This is a genomic window from Sediminimonas sp., assembly GCF_024637375.1.
Taxonomy (GTDB): domain Bacteria; phylum Pseudomonadota; class Alphaproteobacteria; order Rhodobacterales; family Rhodobacteraceae; genus Sediminimonas.
Genome location: NZ_JAGXFK010000088.1, coordinates 31,542 through 46,747 on the forward strand (window position 1 = coordinate 31,542; position 15,206 = coordinate 46,747).

17 protein-coding genes are annotated in these 15,206 nt (G+C 66.9%); 6 read left to right on the plus strand and 11 right to left on the minus strand.

Annotated elements, in window-relative coordinates; genetic code table 11:
- Positions 1 to 77: 77 nt before the first annotated feature.
- From Q0L89_RS13715 to Q0L89_RS13760, 10 genes are all read right to left on the minus strand, one after another.
- Entirely contained in the window at positions 78 to 560 is a 483-nt protein-coding gene (locus Q0L89_RS13715; RefSeq protein WP_296766185.1) for a lytic transglycosylase domain-containing protein, read from the minus strand.
- Between the two features lie 87 nt (positions 561 to 647).
- The gene (zapE, locus tag Q0L89_RS13720; protein WP_296766188.1) at positions 648 to 1,721 is read right to left on the minus strand and encodes a cell division protein ZapE; all 1,074 of its coding nucleotides are present in this window, start codon (positions 1,719 to 1,721) and stop codon (positions 648 to 650) included.
- A gap of 71 nt (positions 1,722 to 1,792) precedes the next feature.
- The gene (locus Q0L89_RS13725; RefSeq protein ID WP_296766191.1) at positions 1,793 to 2,737 is read right to left on the minus strand and encodes an alpha/beta hydrolase; all 945 of its coding nucleotides are present in this window, start codon (positions 2,735 to 2,737) and stop codon (positions 1,793 to 1,795) included.
- Positions 2,734 to 3,651, minus strand: coding sequence for an ornithine cyclodeaminase (locus Q0L89_RS13730; protein ID WP_296766193.1), 918 nt, complete (start codon positions 3,649 to 3,651; stop codon positions 2,734 to 2,736). Before Q0L89_RS13730 ends, Q0L89_RS13725 begins: the two co-directional genes overlap by 4 nt.
- Positions 3,648 to 4,268 carry an HAD-IA family hydrolase gene (locus Q0L89_RS13735; RefSeq protein ID WP_296766196.1) on the minus strand — a complete coding sequence of 207 codons (621 nt, stop codon included), beginning with the start codon at positions 4,266 to 4,268 and terminating at the stop codon, positions 3,648 to 3,650. Before Q0L89_RS13735 ends, Q0L89_RS13730 begins: the two co-directional genes overlap by 4 nt.
- Entirely contained in the window at positions 4,265 to 4,729 is a 465-nt protein-coding gene (locus Q0L89_RS13740) for a YaiI/YqxD family protein (RefSeq protein WP_296766198.1), read from the minus strand. The genes Q0L89_RS13735 and Q0L89_RS13740 overlap by 4 nt, the downstream gene beginning before the upstream one ends.
- Positions 4,726 to 5,556: an S-formylglutathione hydrolase gene (fghA, locus tag Q0L89_RS13745; protein ID WP_296766201.1), complete on the minus strand. Its 831-nt coding sequence runs from the start codon at positions 5,554 to 5,556 to the stop codon at positions 4,726 to 4,728. Before fghA ends, Q0L89_RS13740 begins: the two co-directional genes overlap by 4 nt.
- A 107-nt stretch (positions 5,557 to 5,663) precedes the next feature.
- Positions 5,664 to 6,593, minus strand: a complete 930-nt coding sequence (locus tag Q0L89_RS13750) for an AEC family transporter (RefSeq protein WP_296766202.1) — start codon at positions 6,591 to 6,593, stop codon at positions 5,664 to 5,666.
- A 104-nt stretch (positions 6,594 to 6,697) separates the two neighbouring features.
- Complete coding sequence (locus Q0L89_RS13755) at positions 6,698 to 7,555, minus strand: branched-chain amino acid aminotransferase (RefSeq protein ID WP_296766205.1); 858 nt, start codon at positions 7,553 to 7,555, stop codon at positions 6,698 to 6,700.
- Between the two features lie 18 nt (positions 7,556 to 7,573).
- Entirely contained in the window at positions 7,574 to 8,254 is a 681-nt protein-coding gene (locus tag Q0L89_RS13760) for a COQ9 family protein (protein ID WP_296766207.1), read from the minus strand.
- Between the two features lie 114 nt (positions 8,255 to 8,368).
- On the opposite strand from Q0L89_RS13760, the gene rpsU reads away from it, so the two are divergent.
- Positions 8,369 to 8,575: a 30S ribosomal protein S21 gene (rpsU, locus tag Q0L89_RS13765; RefSeq protein ID WP_296766209.1), complete on the plus strand. Its 207-nt coding sequence runs from the start codon at positions 8,369 to 8,371 to the stop codon at positions 8,573 to 8,575.
- A gap of 150 nt (positions 8,576 to 8,725) precedes the next feature.
- On the opposite strand, the gene Q0L89_RS13770 is transcribed toward rpsU, so the two are convergent.
- On the minus strand, positions 8,726 to 9,334 hold the full coding sequence (locus Q0L89_RS13770; RefSeq protein WP_296766211.1) for a TlpA disulfide reductase family protein: 609 nt from the start codon (positions 9,332 to 9,334) through the stop codon (positions 8,726 to 8,728).
- A 21-nt stretch (positions 9,335 to 9,355) separates the two neighbouring features.
- Here Q0L89_RS13770 and argH point away from each other — a divergent pair, with 21 nt between their 5' ends.
- The 5 genes from argH (at position 9,356) to Q0L89_RS13795 (ending at position 15,193) form a co-directional block, all read left to right on the plus strand.
- Positions 9,356 to 10,747, plus strand: coding sequence for an argininosuccinate lyase (argH, locus tag Q0L89_RS13775; RefSeq protein ID WP_296766213.1), 1,392 nt, complete (start codon positions 9,356 to 9,358; stop codon positions 10,745 to 10,747).
- Positions 10,744 to 10,920, plus strand: a complete 177-nt coding sequence (locus Q0L89_RS13780) for a hypothetical protein (RefSeq protein WP_296766215.1) — start codon at positions 10,744 to 10,746, stop codon at positions 10,918 to 10,920. Before argH ends, Q0L89_RS13780 begins: the two co-directional genes overlap by 4 nt.
- Positions 10,920 to 11,234, plus strand: a complete 315-nt coding sequence (locus Q0L89_RS13785; RefSeq protein ID WP_296766355.1) for a DUF2834 domain-containing protein — start codon at positions 10,920 to 10,922, stop codon at positions 11,232 to 11,234. Before Q0L89_RS13780 ends, Q0L89_RS13785 begins: the two co-directional genes overlap by 1 nt.
- Positions 11,235 to 11,305: 71 nt before the next feature.
- The gene (gene lysA, locus Q0L89_RS13790) at positions 11,306 to 12,571 is read left to right on the plus strand and encodes a diaminopimelate decarboxylase (protein ID WP_296766218.1); all 1,266 of its coding nucleotides are present in this window, start codon (positions 11,306 to 11,308) and stop codon (positions 12,569 to 12,571) included.
- 33 nt (positions 12,572 to 12,604) lie between these two features.
- A complete protein-coding gene (locus tag Q0L89_RS13795) occupies positions 12,605 to 15,193 on the plus strand; it encodes a TIGR02302 family protein (protein ID WP_296766219.1) in 2,589 nt (862 codons plus the stop codon).
- Positions 15,194 to 15,206 lie beyond the last annotated feature (13 nt).

Sequence of the window (15,206 nt, forward strand, 5' to 3'; positions counted from 1 at the left end):
GATTCGAATTGACACTCAAGGCAGGCAGGAAACGATTGAGGGGCCGGTTCAACGGCCCCCTTTCTTTTGGCGACAGTTCAGCCGCGCAGCCCGGTTTCTTGCAGCATGCCCAGCCTTTTCGCCTCGTAGTAGTAGCCGCGCGCATACCACATGATTGCCGCGTCCGGGTCACCACCAGATACCAGCCACGCGCCGCGCAAGTATTTCACGCCATATTTCAAGTTGGTTTCGGCGTCGAGCAAGCCTTCGGGCGGCCCGCGATAGCCCATCGTCCGCGCCGTTTGCGGCAGGATCTGCATAAGCCCGTAGTAGGGGCCGTTGCGCGCACCGGGGCGGTGGGTACTTTCACGTACTACGACACGCTGTACCAGTGAAACCGGCACATCATGAATGCGCGCGTGTTTCTTGATCAGCGCGCGAAGCCGGGGCGTTTCATTGGGAAACAGCGGCTTGGGCGAGATGTTGTTGACCGCTTTTTGCGAGGGCTGGCCGGCACAGGCGGCCGGCACCATCAAGACCGCGATCAGAACTGCACGACGGGAAACGATATTTGCGGGCATCGGGTGACTCCCAAACTCGCACCATTGATACCTGTCGTAGGCAACGACGCAAATGACTTGCTCGAACTGGCGCGAATTGCCGCCTATTCACGAGTCCGCCACAAGGGTCCAGTCCTCTGCCTGCATCTCGCACAGGCGACTGGCGGTGCGTTCGAATTCGAAGCTCCCCTCACCCTCGACATAGAGCATCCCGGGCGCCGCCGCGGCCGAACAGACCAACCGCACACGCGCCTCGTAGAGCGCGTCGATCAGCGTGACGAAACGCTTGGCCTCGTTGAAATTTGACCGGCCCAGGCAGGGGATGTCCTCCAGGATCAGCACCCGCGCCGCCTCGGCCAGCGCGAGGTAATCCGCGGCCCCCAGCATGGCACCGCACAGATCGTGAAACGAGGCCCGTGCGACCCCGTTGCGAAAGGCCGGAATCACGACCTTCCGCCCCTTGACATGCAGGATCAATGGCGCGGCCTCACCGCCGGTCATGTCCTGCCATATACGCTCGATCGCGGTGCGCGCCTCGGAATTCGCCGGGGTGAAATAGACCGGGCTGCCCTGCAACATGCCCTGTCGGTAGTCGCGCGGGCTGGTCAGTTCGTGGATCACCATCCGCTGTTTCAGCAACGCGATGAACGGCAGGAAAATCTGCCGGTTGAGCCCCTCCTTGTACAGATCATCGGGCGGGCGGTTTCCGGTCGTCACCACCGCGACACCGGCACCGAACAGCGCCTCGAACAGCCGCCCGACGATCATCGCGTCGGTGATGTCGGTTATCTGCATCTCGTCGAGGGCGAGCAGGCGCAAGCCCTTCGCCATACGCCGCGCGACAGGCGTGATCGCGTCCGCCTCGCCACGGGCGCGGGCGTCGTGCAGGGCGGTGTGGACCTCCTGCATGAAGGCATGGAAATGCACCCGGCGCACCGGCAGATCGCCGAGGCTTTCCACGAACATGTCCATGAGCATCGACTTGCCGCGTCCGACCCCGCCCCACAGGTACAGCCCCCTGGGAGGCTTTACCTTGCGACGGAGCAACCCCCTGCGCACCGGCTGTTCCAGTTCTTGCCGAAGGCGTTCGAATTCCGGCAGCGCGTCTTCCTGTGCGGGGTCCGCGTGCAGATCGCCACGGTCGACATGGGCCGCGTATATCTCGGGCATGGTGCGCGTCATCCGCTCCGCAATAGCGCGCGCGCGCGAACTTGAAAAGCGGTAGCCATGCCATTGGAATGCCGGGCGGGTGGCTAAGCCTGCCGGGTGACGACGTCCGTTGCCTTGCGGATCGCCGCGCCAACGGCAGTGCTGTGCGTGAACGGCAAGCCGTGGCCGGCGCCCTCGACAACCACATGACGTGCCTGCGGGTTCCACCGGGCCAGCACGTCGCGCGCCGAAAGCGGAATTACCACATCCTCGCGCCCCCAGATCGCCAGCACCGGCAGACCGGCGTCGGCGACGCGCCGGTGTTCGGCCTCGGCATCGCCCTTGAGCATGCCGCGCAGCGACGCGAGGATCGCGGGCACGAACCCGCGGCGATCAAGTTCGGCCTGTTGGATATCGACGATATCGGGGGGCGTGGTGGCGGTGGCGCGTTCGGCCTCGGTGGCCTTGCGGTGCCCACGCGCAAAGGCCATGCGCATCAGCCAGTCGCCAAGGCCCGGCACGTCGCGGGTGATCCGGGCCATTGTGCCCAGGTCGTGGCCCATGCCCGCCGGCGCGACCAGGATCAGCCGGCGCACCCTGTGCGGCGCGGAGGCGGCGAAGGCGGTGGCAATCGCCCCGCCCATCGAATAGCCCAGCAAGGTGATATCGTCCCCGACACCCTGATCGGCAAGCAGGTCGTCGAGCTGGCGCAGGAAAAAGGCGTGGTCCTGCCTGCCGCCGGGGCGGTCGGAATAGCCGCGGCCGTAAAGGTCATAGCTCAGCACGCGAAAACCCGCGTCGGCCAGATGCGCCGCGACACCGCCCCACGCCTGCGCGGGTGTGGTCAGCCCGTGCACGCAGACCGCTACGGGGCCATCGGCCGGGCCGGTCAAGAGGTAATGCGTGGCGCCTTGCGAAAGCCGGGCGATTTCCCCCGGTGCGGCCGCGCGGGCGGCATCGTCCATCGGTGCCTTGCGCCATTCGCGCAGGAAAGGCCACGCCGCCACCGCAAGCGCCAGCAGGCCGGCCGCGGCAATGGCCCAGGTCATTGCGCGGCGCGCCAGGCGTCGAGGATATAGCGGCTTGTCATCAGGTCGAGGTGCGCACCGCCGCCGTTCTTGAACAGCGTGATTTCTTCATCCGAGCGGCGCGCGAACGCATCGGGGGTGTAGTAGTCAGCCACCAGGTCGTCACGGGTAATGGTGCCGGCCTCGATCGGGATCTTGATCTCGCCGATATGGCCGGCGGTGGTGTCGAAGTTGTCCACGAACAGCCGCGCGCGTTTCAGCCCGGTATCGTCGATCTCGCGCATGTCCTTGCGGAAGGCACCGATCAGATCGACATGCTGGCCCGGTTGCAGCCAGTCGCCCTTGATCAGCGGCTCGGTGGACATTGTGGCCGAGGTGACGATATCGGCATCGCGCACGGCGTGTTCCAGGTTGTCGGCCACCGCCACCCCGGGGCAGTCTGCTGCCATCTTCTCGGCGTTCTCGCGGGTGCGGTTCCAGATCCGGAAACGCGCCTTGGGAAAGGCGGCGCTGTAGGCCTCGAACAGCGACCGGCCCACGGTGCCGGCGCCGACGATCAGGATGTTGCGGCTGTCGGGGCGTGCCAGTCGGCGCGCCGCCAGAAGGCTGTCGCCGGCGGTTTTCCACTTGGTCACCAGGTGGAAATCGACGATCGCGTCGAGCGTGCCGTCGCTGTCGGAATAGAGGTTCACGCCGCCGTTGACGGTGGGTTTACCCTTGGCTGGGTTCCCCGGAAAGATGGTCGCCGATTTGACCGCCAGGCCCAGCCCGTCGATCCAGGCCGCGCGCGACAGCAACGTGTCGGGATCGCGGTAAAGGAAGCTGTCGGCGATCTCGGCCCTTGGCAGGGTGTGGCCATGGGCCAGCGCGTCGGTCAGCGCGATCCAGTCCAGCAGCGCCTCGCCCTCGGCAAACGGAATCATCGTGATCGTCATTGTGCTTCCTCCCCCGTCAGCAGTCCGTGGTCGACCAAAGCTTGCGACAGACCGGCGGCGCCGTCAAACAGGTGTACCTGCCAGCCGCGCGCCGCCGCCGCGGCGATGTTGTCGGGGCGGTCGTCGGTGAACAGCAGATCGCCGGGCGCGTGACCGCAATCGCGCTCGACGATGCGGTATATGTCCTCGGCCGGTTTGATCACCCCCAGGTGCCCCGAGATGAACCGCCGGTCGAATTCATCCAGGAACGGATAGCGCGCCTGCGCCATGCGAAAGGTCTCGATCCCGAAATTCGACAGTGCCATCACCGGGATACCGCGCCGACGCAGGGCCCGCAGCAGCCGCACCGAGTGCGTGATCTCTGGGCCGGCGATGTCGATCCAGTGGTCGTGCCACATGCGGATTTCGTCGGCCAGGTGCGGCGTGCGCGCAGCCAGATCGGCGATGGTGTCCGCCAGCGGAGCGCCGGCATCGACCTTGTCGTTGGCGCCGTGCAGGTCGGCCTCGGCGAACAGCTTTCGGCGGCGCTCAAGGCCGATATGGCGGTCGAAGAACCGCTCTGGCCGCCATTCGATCAGCACGTTGCCGATGTCGAAGATCACCGCCCGGACCATCATTTCCGGCCCTCACCGCTGTCGCGGCCCGCGGCGCGCAACGCGCGCTCCAGCGCATCAAGAAAGCGCGAACGATCCGCCTTGGTAAAGCCCTTTCCGCCGCCCTGGCGGAATGGATCGGCGGCGCGCATGTCGGCCATCAGATCGCGCGTGGCCAGCACGTTGCCGATATTGGCCTGCGTCAGCGCCTCGCCGTCGTGGCGCAGAACGCGCGCCCCCGCGGCGACGCATTTCGCCGCCAGCGGTATGTCGCCTGTGACCACCACGTCGCCCGGGCCGGCGCGTTCCGCGATCCACATATCGGCCACGTCCGGGCCATCGGGCACGATGACCGTTTCCACCAGCGGGTTCTGCGACGGGCGCAGCCCCCCGTTCGAGACCACGAACATCGGCACCTTGTGTCGCGTGGCGACGCGCTCGGCCTCGGCCTTGACCGGGCAGGCATCGGCGTCGAGGTAGATCACGCGTAAAGCGCCTCGGCGTGGAAGGTGATGTGGTCTTCCATGAAGGTGGAGACGAAGAAATAGCTGTGGTCGTATCCCGGTTGCAGGCGCAGCGTGGCTGGCACTCGGCGGGTCATCGCGGCCTCGGCCAGCACTTCGGGGCGGAGCATGTCGATGAACGGATCGGCGGTGCCGGTGTCCGTAAGCAGCGGGATGTCGAGCCCCGCCTGGCGCATCATCAGCGTGGCGTCGTGCGGCGCCCAGGCGGCTTCGTCCGCGCCCAGGTAGGCCGCGAGCTGCTTGCGGCCCCATTCGGCCGCCGTTGGGTGGCAGATGGGGGAAAACGCACTGACCGAGCGGAACCGCCCCGGCAGCCCCATGGCCAGGGTCAACGCCCCGTGCCCGCCCATGGAATGGCCGGTGATCGACTGGCGGTCAGCATCCAGGGGAAACTCGCGCGCCAGCAGTGCCGGAAGGTCTTCGGCGACGTAGTCCCACATGCGAAAATGCGGTGCCCATGGTTCTTGCGTGGCGTTGACGTAGAACCCCGCGCCCTGGCCCAGGTCGTAGGCCTCGTCATCGGCCACGCCGTCGCCGCGCGGGCTGGTGTCGGGGAAGACCAGCGCGATGCCCTGTTCGGCAGCCCAGCCCTGTGCCCCGGCCTTGACCATGGCGTTTTCGTGGGTGCAGGTCAGGCCCGACAGATACCACAGAACCGGCACAGGGCCATCCTGCGCTTCGGCCGGCAGGAACAAGCCAAAGGTCATGTCGCATCCGGTGGCGCCTGAGGCATGCTTGTACACGCCCTGAACGCCGCCAAAGCATCGGTTCTCGGACAGGGTTTCCATCGGTGCTCTCCTTGCGGGCGGTGGTGGTGACGTGACCTGTTGCCGGGTCTTTCCGGTGGTGCGCCCATCTGCCCAACCGCTAGCGCAGGTCGCGCCGCCCGGCAAGCTCAGAGCGCCGTGACGAGGCCGATCACGATGGGGACGGTGAGTGTGCTGCAAACGGTGGAAAACAGGATCGACGCCGAGGCGCGGTGCGGCGCGATGCCGTAATGCTGCGCAAGGATATAGACATTGCCAGCCACCGGCAGGCTGGCCGCCGCGATCACCACCCCGGCCGCGAAAGGTTCGACCGGGAACAGCACCAGCGCGGCAAAGGCCACGAACGCCGGGTGCAACACCAGCTTGGCGAATGACAGCCAGCCCGCTATGGCGACCCGTTCGGCCGACTTCGTGGCCAGCGACGCCCCGATGGCAAACAGCGCGCCGGGTGTCGCCGCGCCCCCCAGAAGAACCAGAAAGTCGTTGAGCACGCCCGGAACCGGCACCCCCAGCCCCGCCCAGAGCAGGCCCGCCGCGATGGACATGATCATCGGGTTCCTGACCAGCCCGTGCCCGATGGTGCGCAGGGCGCGCGGCGACACCTGTCCTTCGCGCGAGCCGGTTATCAGGATCACGATCAGGGTGCCGAACACGATCAGGTCGATTGAAAGCACCAGCATCACCGGCCCGATCGCCGCCTCGCCCAGAAGCATCACCAGCATCGGCACACCGAGAAAGCCCACGTTGCCGATCACGCCGCATTGCGCCTCGACAGCGGCCTCGGCCACGCCGAGACCGCGCAGGAAGGCGACGATGGTGACGATCCCGTAGACGAAGGCCGTCGCCCACAGGTAGCCCGCAAAAATGCGGAGGTTGAACACCTCGGCCAGCGAAAGGTTGGCCGCGAAGCGAAACAGCATGGCCGACAAGGCGAAGTAGAATACAAAGCGGGTCAGCCACGCGGTGGCGTCCTGCGTGAACGCCCCGCTGCGCGCGGCCCCGTACCCGAGGCCGATCACCGCGAAGAACGGCACTGTCTTGAGCAGGATTTCGATCATCGCACGGAATTATCGAGGCGCGCGGGCGAGGTCAATCGCGCGGCCTGCCGGGGTCGCGCTGGCTTGCCCGGCCGTGCCTGCGCCGGGGCGCGGGCGGGGTGGCCTCAGGTGCTGTGGGCGTAGTCCCAGTACAGTTCCCGCGCGCGGTTCGCAATCGGGCCGGGGGGAAGCGTGCGATCGTCCAGCCGCGCAACGGGCATGACCTTGGCGATGTTGCCGGTCGCGAATATCTCGTCGGCGCTGCGGAAGTCGTCGACGGTCAGGCTGGCCTCGTGCACTGTCAGGCCATCGGCGCGCAGCAGCTTGATCACGCGCTGGCGCGTCAGGCCGTTGAGGAACGTGCCGTTGGGCACCGGCGTCCAGACTTCGCCATCGCGCACCAGGAACACGTTGGTCGATGCGGTCTCTGCCACGTTGCCGTCGATATCCAGCGACAGCGCATTGTGGAAGCCGCGCGCGCGCGCCTCGGCCATGATGCGCCCGTTGTTGGCATACAGCGATCCGGCCTTCGCCTCGGTCAACGCCATGTCGGGGCGGGGGCGGCAATAGGGCGACACGGTCAGCGAGTAGTCGCCCGGTTCGGGCATCGGCAGGGTCTCGATGCACACGGCAAAGCCGGTGCTGTTGGGGTCGATGTCGATAATGCCGGGGGTGCCTTCGCGCGCCCACATCATCGGGCGCAGGTAAAGCGTCTTGTCGGACGCGAAGTGCTTGCACCCCTCTTCCATCAGGCCATGTACCGTTTCCGCATCTACCGGCGGCACCATCCCCATGGCGCGGGCCGAATTGATGATGCGTTCGCTGTGCAGGTCAAGATCGGGACGGACGCCTTCGAACTGGCGCGCCCCGTCGAAAACCTGGCTGCCCAGCCACGCCGCGTGGTCGGCCGCGCCGATAATGGGGGCGTTGCCTTCGTGCCAGCGGCCTTCATACCAGGTCCAGATTTCCTTTCCGACGGCCATGTCGCTTCTCCTGCCTGATCAGCGCCGGGTCGAGCCCGGCATCGTCCTGCGAAAGGATTGATCCGGTGCGCGCACGCGGTCAAGCAGCGCAAGAGGCCCTTTTCCGATCGTGCGCCCGAAAGCCGAGTCGCGAAACTTTCCTTTGAATTTTTCGATCGACATGACGTTTTCTATCCGCCTGTCGAGGAACGCCCACGTTGCCTCATTCCCGGGCGAATCATCCCCCAACCAGAACAGCAGCGTTGCGGAATACACCCCGCTGAGCGTGGCGCGTTTGGAATACCAGTTGAAATCCTCCGACCCGTCGCCGAGCGTCGTCCAGATCAGGTCGCAGGTGTTCCAGATCGCCCGCGCGCCATCGGGGGCGTATTGCGGCAGCGCGAACAGGGCGCTGGCGCGGCGCACGGCTTCCTTGTCGTCGGTGGCTTCGATCCGGGCGCGCACCGCAAACGCGATCCGGTCGCGGAACCGCATCGCCGACAGGTCTGTCGCAGTCAGCCGCTCGACCATCAACTCGTCGCCGCGCCGGTGGTAGGCCAGCGCCAGGTCGACGCCGCCACGCGGGAAAAGGGCGCGTGCAACGCCCATGTCCAGGCCGGTATCCGCCACCGCGGCGCGAAAGGTGGCCTCGCTCCAGCCATCGAAGGGCACATGCATCAGCGCGGCGTCCAGCAGTTTCTCGACCGTTTGCGTCGTCATGGCGCGCTCCTTCTTCATTCTCGCCCGATCACCCTAGACATCTAGGGCGCGCGTTGCTATATCGCCAACTCCTGCAAATCTTGCAATCCAACTTAGAAAGGTGGTGAAAACCACATGCAGGTTAGTGTTCGTGACAACAACGTCGATCAGGCGTTGCGTGCCCTGAAGAAAAAGCTTCAGCGCGAGGGCGTTTTTCGGGAAATGAAGCTCAAGCAGCATTTCGAGAAACCGTCCGTGAAGAGAGCGCGCGAAAAGGCCGAGGCGATTCGCCGGGCTCGCAAGCTGGCACGCAAGAAGGCACAGCGCGAAGGGCTGCTGTAACGCGCTTTTCGGCCCGTGTTCGCCGGTCTGACGGATCGGATCGAACGCACGCTCCGCAATGAGACGCCGCAGTGCGGCATTCAAAGCGGGGCACGGCAAGCATTTCAGGCGGGCGCCCCGTGCGGGCGGCCGCCTTTTTCTTGCCCGCCGTCAGCCCCCGGTCGGTTCGCCGATCATCGCCGAGAGGATTGCGCGCGCGCTGTCCGAGTTCCAATCCGCCTCGCCCTTGAGCCGCGCCACTTCCCGCCCCGAAGGCGACAGGATGACCGTGATCGGAAGGCCCAGGACATCCATGTCGCGGGCGATCTTCTGTTGCGGATCCCGGTGGAGCGGCAGGTTGTCGACGCCGATCTCGTCGAAGAATGCCCTCATCGCGGGGGGCGGATTGCGACCTGTTGCGATGGTCACGACTTCCAGGGTGTCGCCGCCCATCGCGGCCTGCAACGCGCTGAGTGTGGGCATTTCCTCGCGGCAAGGGCCGCACCATGTCGCCCAGAAATTCAGCACGACGTGTCGCCCCGCGTGATCCGCCAGGTGGCCTTCGCCGCCGTCGTCGGTGGTGTAGGCGGCCTTCGACACGTCGCGCGGCGTGTCGTGGATGACGAGCTTCTTCATGTCGCCGGCCTTGAGTGTTTCCAGCGTGGCGCGGTCGGCGCCGCCCGGTTGCGCGCCCGGATCGCGCAGCAGCACAAATGCGACCGCCGCAATTGCGCCGAGGCCGATCGCCGTATAAACCAGCGTGGACAAAGAAAGTTTCATGTTTCCTCCAGGAATATCTCGATGACCGACACAAGTTCGAACCAGATGTGGGGCGGCCGTTTTGCCTCCGGGCCTGACGCGATCATGGAGGCGATCAACGCCTCGATCGGGTTCGACCGGCGCATGGCGGCGCAGGATATAGCCGGCTCACGGGCCCATGCCGCGATGCTTGCGGCACAGGGTATCCTGACTGATAGCGATGCGCAGGCCATTCGGAAAGGGCTGCTCACGGTGTTGTCAGAAATCGAGGCTGGCCGGTTCGAGTTCTCGGCGGCGCTCGAGGATATCCACATGAACGTCGAGGCCCGCCTGAAAGAACTGGTTGGCGAGGCCGCGGGCCGGCTGCACACCGCGCGCTCGCGCAACGACCAGGTGGCGACCGATTTCCGGCTGTGGGTGCGCGACCGGGTCGACGCGACCGACGAGGCACTGACCGCGCTGATGCATGCGCTGCTGGCCCAGGCCGAGGCCGGTGCCGACTGGGTGATGCCGGGGTTTACCCATTTGCAGACCGCGCAGCCGGTGACATGGGGCCACCACATGTTGGCCTATGTCGAAATGCTGGGCCGCGACAGGGCACGTTTTCGGGACGCACGGGCACGGATGAACGAATGCCCCCTGGGCGCGGCGGCGCTGGCGGGCACGTCGTTTCCCATCGATCGCGACGCCACGGCACGGGATCTCGGGTTCGACCGGCCCTGCGCCAACAGCCTCGACGCGGTGAGCGACCGCGACTTCGCGTTGGAATTTCTTGCCTCGGCCAGCATTTGCGCGATGCACCTCAGCCGCCTGGCCGAGGAACTGGTGATCTGGTCAAGCGCGCAGTTCCGCTTTGTCACCATGTCCGACAGATGGTCGACGGGGTCGTCGATCATGCCACAGAAACGCAACCCGGACGCGGCCGAGTTGCTGCGCGCCAAGATCGGGCGCATTTTCGGGGCCAATGTGGCGTTGATGACAGTCATGAAAGGGCTGCCGCTGGCCTATTCCAAGGACATGCAGGAGGACAAGGAACAGGTTTTCGACGCCGCCGACAACCTGTTGCTGGCGCTGGCGGCGATGGCCGGGATGGTGGCCGACATGCAGGCCAACCGTGACGTCATGGCGGCGGCGGCGGGCGCGGGGTTTTCCACCGTGACCGACCTGGCCGATTGGCTGGTGCGCACGCTCGACCTGCCGTTCCGCGACGCCCATCACGTCACCGGAACGCTGGTGGCCCGGGCCGAGGCGCGCGGATGCGACCTGCCCGACCTGTCGCTGTCGGAGATGCAGGAGGTGCATCCCGGCATCACCGAGGCGGTTTTCGATGTGCTGGGGGTGGATAATTCAGTCGCCTCGCGCACATCCTACGGGGGCACCGCGCCGGCACAGGTGCGGGCCCAGATCGCACGTTGGAAGGAGGCGCTGGCATGAAACCGGCAACCGCATTGCTGATGGCGCTCGTGCTGCTGGCCGGGTGCGGCGTGGATGGCGAGCCGCTGCGCCCGGCGTTCAACGCAGGCTTGTCAGTATCCGGCAGCGGCGTGACACCCGCGGCGTCGGTCGGGGTGCGAAAGGGGCCGTTTTCCCTGGGGGTGGCGCTTTGATCTCTCCGCTGCGCATGGCGTACCTGGCGCTGGCGGCATGGGGTGCGGTTCACCCGATGTGGTGGTTCGTCACCCACATGCGCGAGACCGGGAGCGGTCTGGGCGGGCTGGTCGACGCCTGGTACGTGAACGCGTCGACCACCGGCCTGACATGGGATCTGACCATCGCCGCGCTGGCGCTCACGCTTTGGATCGTGGCCGAGGTCTCGGTGCGGCGCAACTGGCTGGCGCTGGTGGCGGTCCCGGCGACCTTCGGCATCGGGCTGAGCTGCGGATTGCCGCTCTATCTTTTCATGCGCACGCGACCGCTTTGAGCGGCCCGGCGGCCGATTGATCCTTGCGGCGGCTCTGGTAAGAGGCGCGTGCGGGCAGAAGGGACGGGCGAATGGATCACTTCAACTACAAGGACGGCGAGTTGCACGCCGAGGACGTGCCGCTGGCAGAGATCGCGGCGCAGGTGGGCACCCCGTTCTACTGCTATTCCACGGCCACGCTGGAGAGGCATTTCCGTCTGTTCGACGAGGCGCTCGAGGGGTTGGATCACATGGTATGCTTCGCGGTGAAGGCCGCCAGCAACCAGGCGATACTGACGTTTCTGGCCGGCCTGGGTGCGGGGATGGACGTTGTTTCGGGGGGCGAGTATGCCCGTGCCCGCGCGGCCGGTGTGCCCGGCGCGCGGATCGTGTTTTCGGGTGTCGGCAAGACCCGTGCCGAGATGCGCATGGCGCTGGAGGGCGGTGTCCGGCAGGTCAACCTGGAAAGCGAACCCGAGATGGAGGTGCTGAGCGCCGTCGCCACCGAAATGGGTGTCGAGGTGCCCGTCACCGTGCGGGTGAACCCGGACGTTGACGCGCGCACCCACGCCAAGATCGCCACCGGCAAGGCCGAGAACAAGTTCGGCATCCCGATCTCCCGCGCCCGCGAGGTCTATGCCCATGCCGCGCGTCTGCCCGGGTTGCGGGTTATCGGTATCGATGTGCATATCGGCAGCCAGCTAACCGATCTGGAGCCGTTCCGCATGGCCTATCGCAAGGTCGCCGACCTGACGCGCACGCTGCGCGCGGATGGCCACGATATAACGCGCCTGGATCTGGGCGGCGGTCTGGGCATTCCATACGAGCGCGGCAACAACGCCCCGCCCCTTCCGGTGGAATACGGGCGCATGATTCATCAGGAACTGGCCGGCCTTGGCTGCGAGATCGAGATCGAGCCGGGCCGCCTGGTTGCCGGCAATGCCGGGGTCATGGTGGCCAGCGTCATCTACGTGAAATCCGGCGAGGGCCGCGATTTCCTGATCCTGGATGCGGCGATGAATGACCTGGTGCGCCCGGCGATGTACGATGCGCACCATGATATCGTACCACTGCGCGAGCCCGCGCCGGGGGGCGACATGCACGCCTACGATGTGGTCGGCCCGGTTTGCGAAACCGGTGACACCTTTGCCCGCGCCCGGCCGCTGCCGCCGCTCGCGGCGGGCGACATGGTCGCGTTTCGTGGCGCGGGGGCTTACGGCGCGGTCATGGCGAGCGAATACAACTCCCGCCCGCTGGTGCCCGAGGTGCTGGTGAAAGGAGATCAATTCGCCGTCATCCGTGCGCGGCCGTCCTTTGACGAGATGATAAATCGCGATACCATCCCCCCATGGCTGTGATGCCGATCGGGCATCGGCAAGCGGGACGGTATGATGCGTCATTCAACTGACAACCCCCGGCGGCGCGTGCGCCGTGCGCTGGCCCTGACATGGGCCGGGTTGGTCTGCGAACGCCTGGTGCGCGTCTTCTGGCCGCTCGGCGCGCTTGCCGGGGCGGTTTTTGCCCTCTTGGCGCTCGGCGTGCAGGACCGGATTCCGGTGGTTGCGCTTTGGTGGGGCGGCGCGGCGGCAGGCGTGCTTGGCGGTGTGCTGGCGCTTTTCGGTGTTTTGCGTTTCAACTGGCCAAACCGTGATTCGGCGCGCGCGCGGCTTGACGCGACCATGCCCGGCCAGCCATTGCAGGCGCTTGGCGATGCGCAGACGGTGGGTGCGCAGGATGCCGCATCGGCGGCGCTCTGGCGCGCGCACCTGGCCCGGATGGAGCGACTGTCGGCGCGGGCACGACCCGTCGGCCCCGATCTGCGACTCAATGCGCGCGACCCCTTTGCGCTCAGGTATGCGGCGGTACTGTTGGTGATGATAGCGTTGCTTTTCGGCTCGGTCTGGCGGGTCGGCTCGGTGCGGGATCTGACGCCGGGCAGCGGTGCCGCGATGGCCGCCGGCCCGGCCTGGGAAGGGTGGATCGAGCCCCCCGCCTACACCGGCCTGCCGGCGCTCTACCTGCCCGATCTGCCCGCGGGCCCCGTGAGCGTGGCGCAAGGTGCTGTCGTCACGATCCGCGTCTATGGCGATGCCTATCGCTACACCGTGACCGAAGAGGTGTCCGGGCAGGCCCCTGCGGCTGAGGCTGATGGGGCAACCGGGACAGACGGCGATCACAGCCTCACCGTGGCGCAGTCGGGGCGCCTTGCCGTCGAGGGCCCGGGCGGGCGCGCCTGGGACATGCGCATGCGCGGTGACGGCCCGCCGCGCGTCGCGGTCTCCGGCGCGCCGACGACATCCGCGGAAGGCCGGATGAGCCTGCCCTTCGAGGCCGGTGACGATTACGGTGTGGTCGCAGGCCAGGCACGCATCACGCTTGACATGGATGCGGTCGAACGCCGCCACGGCCTGGCCGTCGCGCCCGAGCCGCGCGCGCCGGTCACGCTTGATCTGCCGATGCCGATCACGGGCGACAGGGCAGAGTTCACAGAAACCCTTGTCGAGGATTTCTCGCGCCATCCCTGGGCACATCTTCCGGTGACGGTCGAGCTTTCCGCGCGCGATGCTCTCGATCAGAAGGGAACCGCAGAGCCGGTAAACATGCCCCTGCCGGCGCGGCGGTTTTTCGACCCGCTTGCCGCCGCAGTGATCGAGCAGCGCCGCGATTTGCTGTGGTCGCGCGAAAATGCGCCGCGGGTGGCGCAGGTGCTCAGGGCGCTGTCGCACCGCCCCGAAGAGGAACTGTTCCGGTCTGAAACCGACTATCTGCGCTTGAGGGTGATGTTGCGCCGCCTCGAGACGATGACGACGCACGGCCTGACGGGAGAGCAGCGCGACGACGTCGCCGCCGCTCTGTGGGAACTGGCGGTGTCGCTTGAGGAAGGCGACATCGACGACGCCCGCGACCGGCTGCGCCGCGCACAGGAACGGCTGAGCGAGGCGATGCGCAACGGTGCCTCGGACGAGGAAATCGCCCGCCTGATGCAGGAGTTGCGCGATGCGACCCGAGATTACATGCGCCAACTGGCGCAACAGGCGCAGCGCGACGGCGACGAGACCGCGCAGCAGGCCGACCCCCAGGACACCCTGCAAATGACCCAGGACGATCTTCAGGAGATGATGGATCGCATCCAGGAACTGATGGAGCAGGGCCGCATGGCCGAGGCGCAGCAAGCCCTTCGCGAGTTGCAGCAACTGATGGACAACATGCGGGTTACCCAGGGCCAGGGCGGGCAGAGCCCCGGCGACCAGGCGATGGAAGGGCTGGCCGACACGCTGCGCGAGCAGCAGGGCCTTTCGGATCAGGCGTTTCGCGATTTGCAGGAGCAGTTCAATCCCGGCGCCAACGCGGGGCGCTCGCAGGGTAACGAGGGGCGCAATGGTGGCGATGGCCGAGGCCAGAGCCACGAGGGCGATAACGGTGCCGGCGCGGGGCAGGGCACGCAACCCGGCGAGGGGCAACAAGACGAAGGGCAACAAGGCGAAGGGGCGCTCGCAGACCGCCAGCGTGCGCTGCGCGAGGAACTCGATCGCCAGCGTGGGCGCCTGCCGGGTGCCGGAACGCCCGAGGGCGAGGCCGCCCGCGATGCTCTCGACCGCGCGGGGCGCGCCATGGACGGCGCCGAAGAGGCACTGCGCGGTGACGATCTGGCAGAGGCGATCGACCGGCAATCACAGGCGATGGAGGCCATGCGCGAAGGCATGCGCAACCTCGGCGACGCCATGGCACAGCGTCGTGGCGAGCAACAACCCGGCAGCGAGGGCCAGCGGCGCGGCGATGCGTCAGGTCAACGAAGCGATCCGCTTGGCCGCAACCCGGGCGGGCGCGGCCCCGCGGGCACCCGCGACAGCATGCTGCGGGGCGAGGATGTCTACCGCCGGGCGCAGGAGTTGCTGGATGAACTCCGCCGCCGTTCGGGTGAAGGGCGGCGCGACGAGAAGGAACTGGACTATCTCCGGCGGCTGCTTGAACGGTTCTGACCCCGCGGCGGCG

Excerpts from the sequence above, each read along its gene's own strand:
- Q0L89_RS13715 (WP_296766185.1), bottom strand. The coding sequence starts at position 560 with ATGCCCGCAAATATCGTTTCCCGTCGTGCAGTTCTGATCGCGGTCTTG.
- zapE (WP_296766188.1), bottom strand. The coding sequence starts at position 1,721 with ATGACGCGCACCATGCCCGAGATATACGCGGCCCATGTCGACCGTGGC.
- Q0L89_RS13725 (WP_296766191.1), bottom strand. The coding sequence starts at position 2,737 with ATGACCTGGGCCATTGCCGCGGCCGGCCTGCTGGCGCTTGCGGTGGCG.
- Q0L89_RS13730 (WP_296766193.1), bottom strand. The coding sequence starts at position 3,651 with ATGACGATCACGATGATTCCGTTTGCCGAGGGCGAGGCGCTGCTGGAC.
- Q0L89_RS13735 (WP_296766196.1), bottom strand. The coding sequence starts at position 4,268 with ATGATGGTCCGGGCGGTGATCTTCGACATCGGCAACGTGCTGATCGAA.
- fghA (WP_296766201.1), bottom strand. The coding sequence starts at position 5,556 with ATGGAAACCCTGTCCGAGAACCGATGCTTTGGCGGCGTTCAGGGCGTG.
- Q0L89_RS13750 (WP_296766202.1), bottom strand. The coding sequence starts at position 6,593 with ATGATCGAAATCCTGCTCAAGACAGTGCCGTTCTTCGCGGTGATCGGC.
- Q0L89_RS13755 (WP_296766205.1), bottom strand. The coding sequence starts at position 7,555 with ATGGCCGTCGGAAAGGAAATCTGGACCTGGTATGAAGGCCGCTGGCAC.
- Q0L89_RS13760 (WP_296766207.1), bottom strand. The coding sequence starts at position 8,254 with ATGACGACGCAAACGGTCGAGAAACTGCTGGACGCCGCGCTGATGCAT.
- rpsU (WP_296766209.1), top strand. The coding sequence starts at position 8,369 with ATGCAGGTTAGTGTTCGTGACAACAACGTCGATCAGGCGTTGCGTGCC.
- Q0L89_RS13770 (WP_296766211.1), bottom strand. The coding sequence starts at position 9,334 with ATGAAACTTTCTTTGTCCACGCTGGTTTATACGGCGATCGGCCTCGGC.
- argH (WP_296766213.1), top strand. The coding sequence starts at position 9,356 with ATGACCGACACAAGTTCGAACCAGATGTGGGGCGGCCGTTTTGCCTCC.
- Q0L89_RS13780 (WP_296766215.1), top strand. The coding sequence starts at position 10,744 with ATGAAACCGGCAACCGCATTGCTGATGGCGCTCGTGCTGCTGGCCGGG.
- lysA (WP_296766218.1), top strand. The coding sequence starts at position 11,306 with ATGGATCACTTCAACTACAAGGACGGCGAGTTGCACGCCGAGGACGTG.
- Q0L89_RS13795 (WP_296766219.1), top strand. The coding sequence starts at position 12,605 with ATGCGTCATTCAACTGACAACCCCCGGCGGCGCGTGCGCCGTGCGCTG.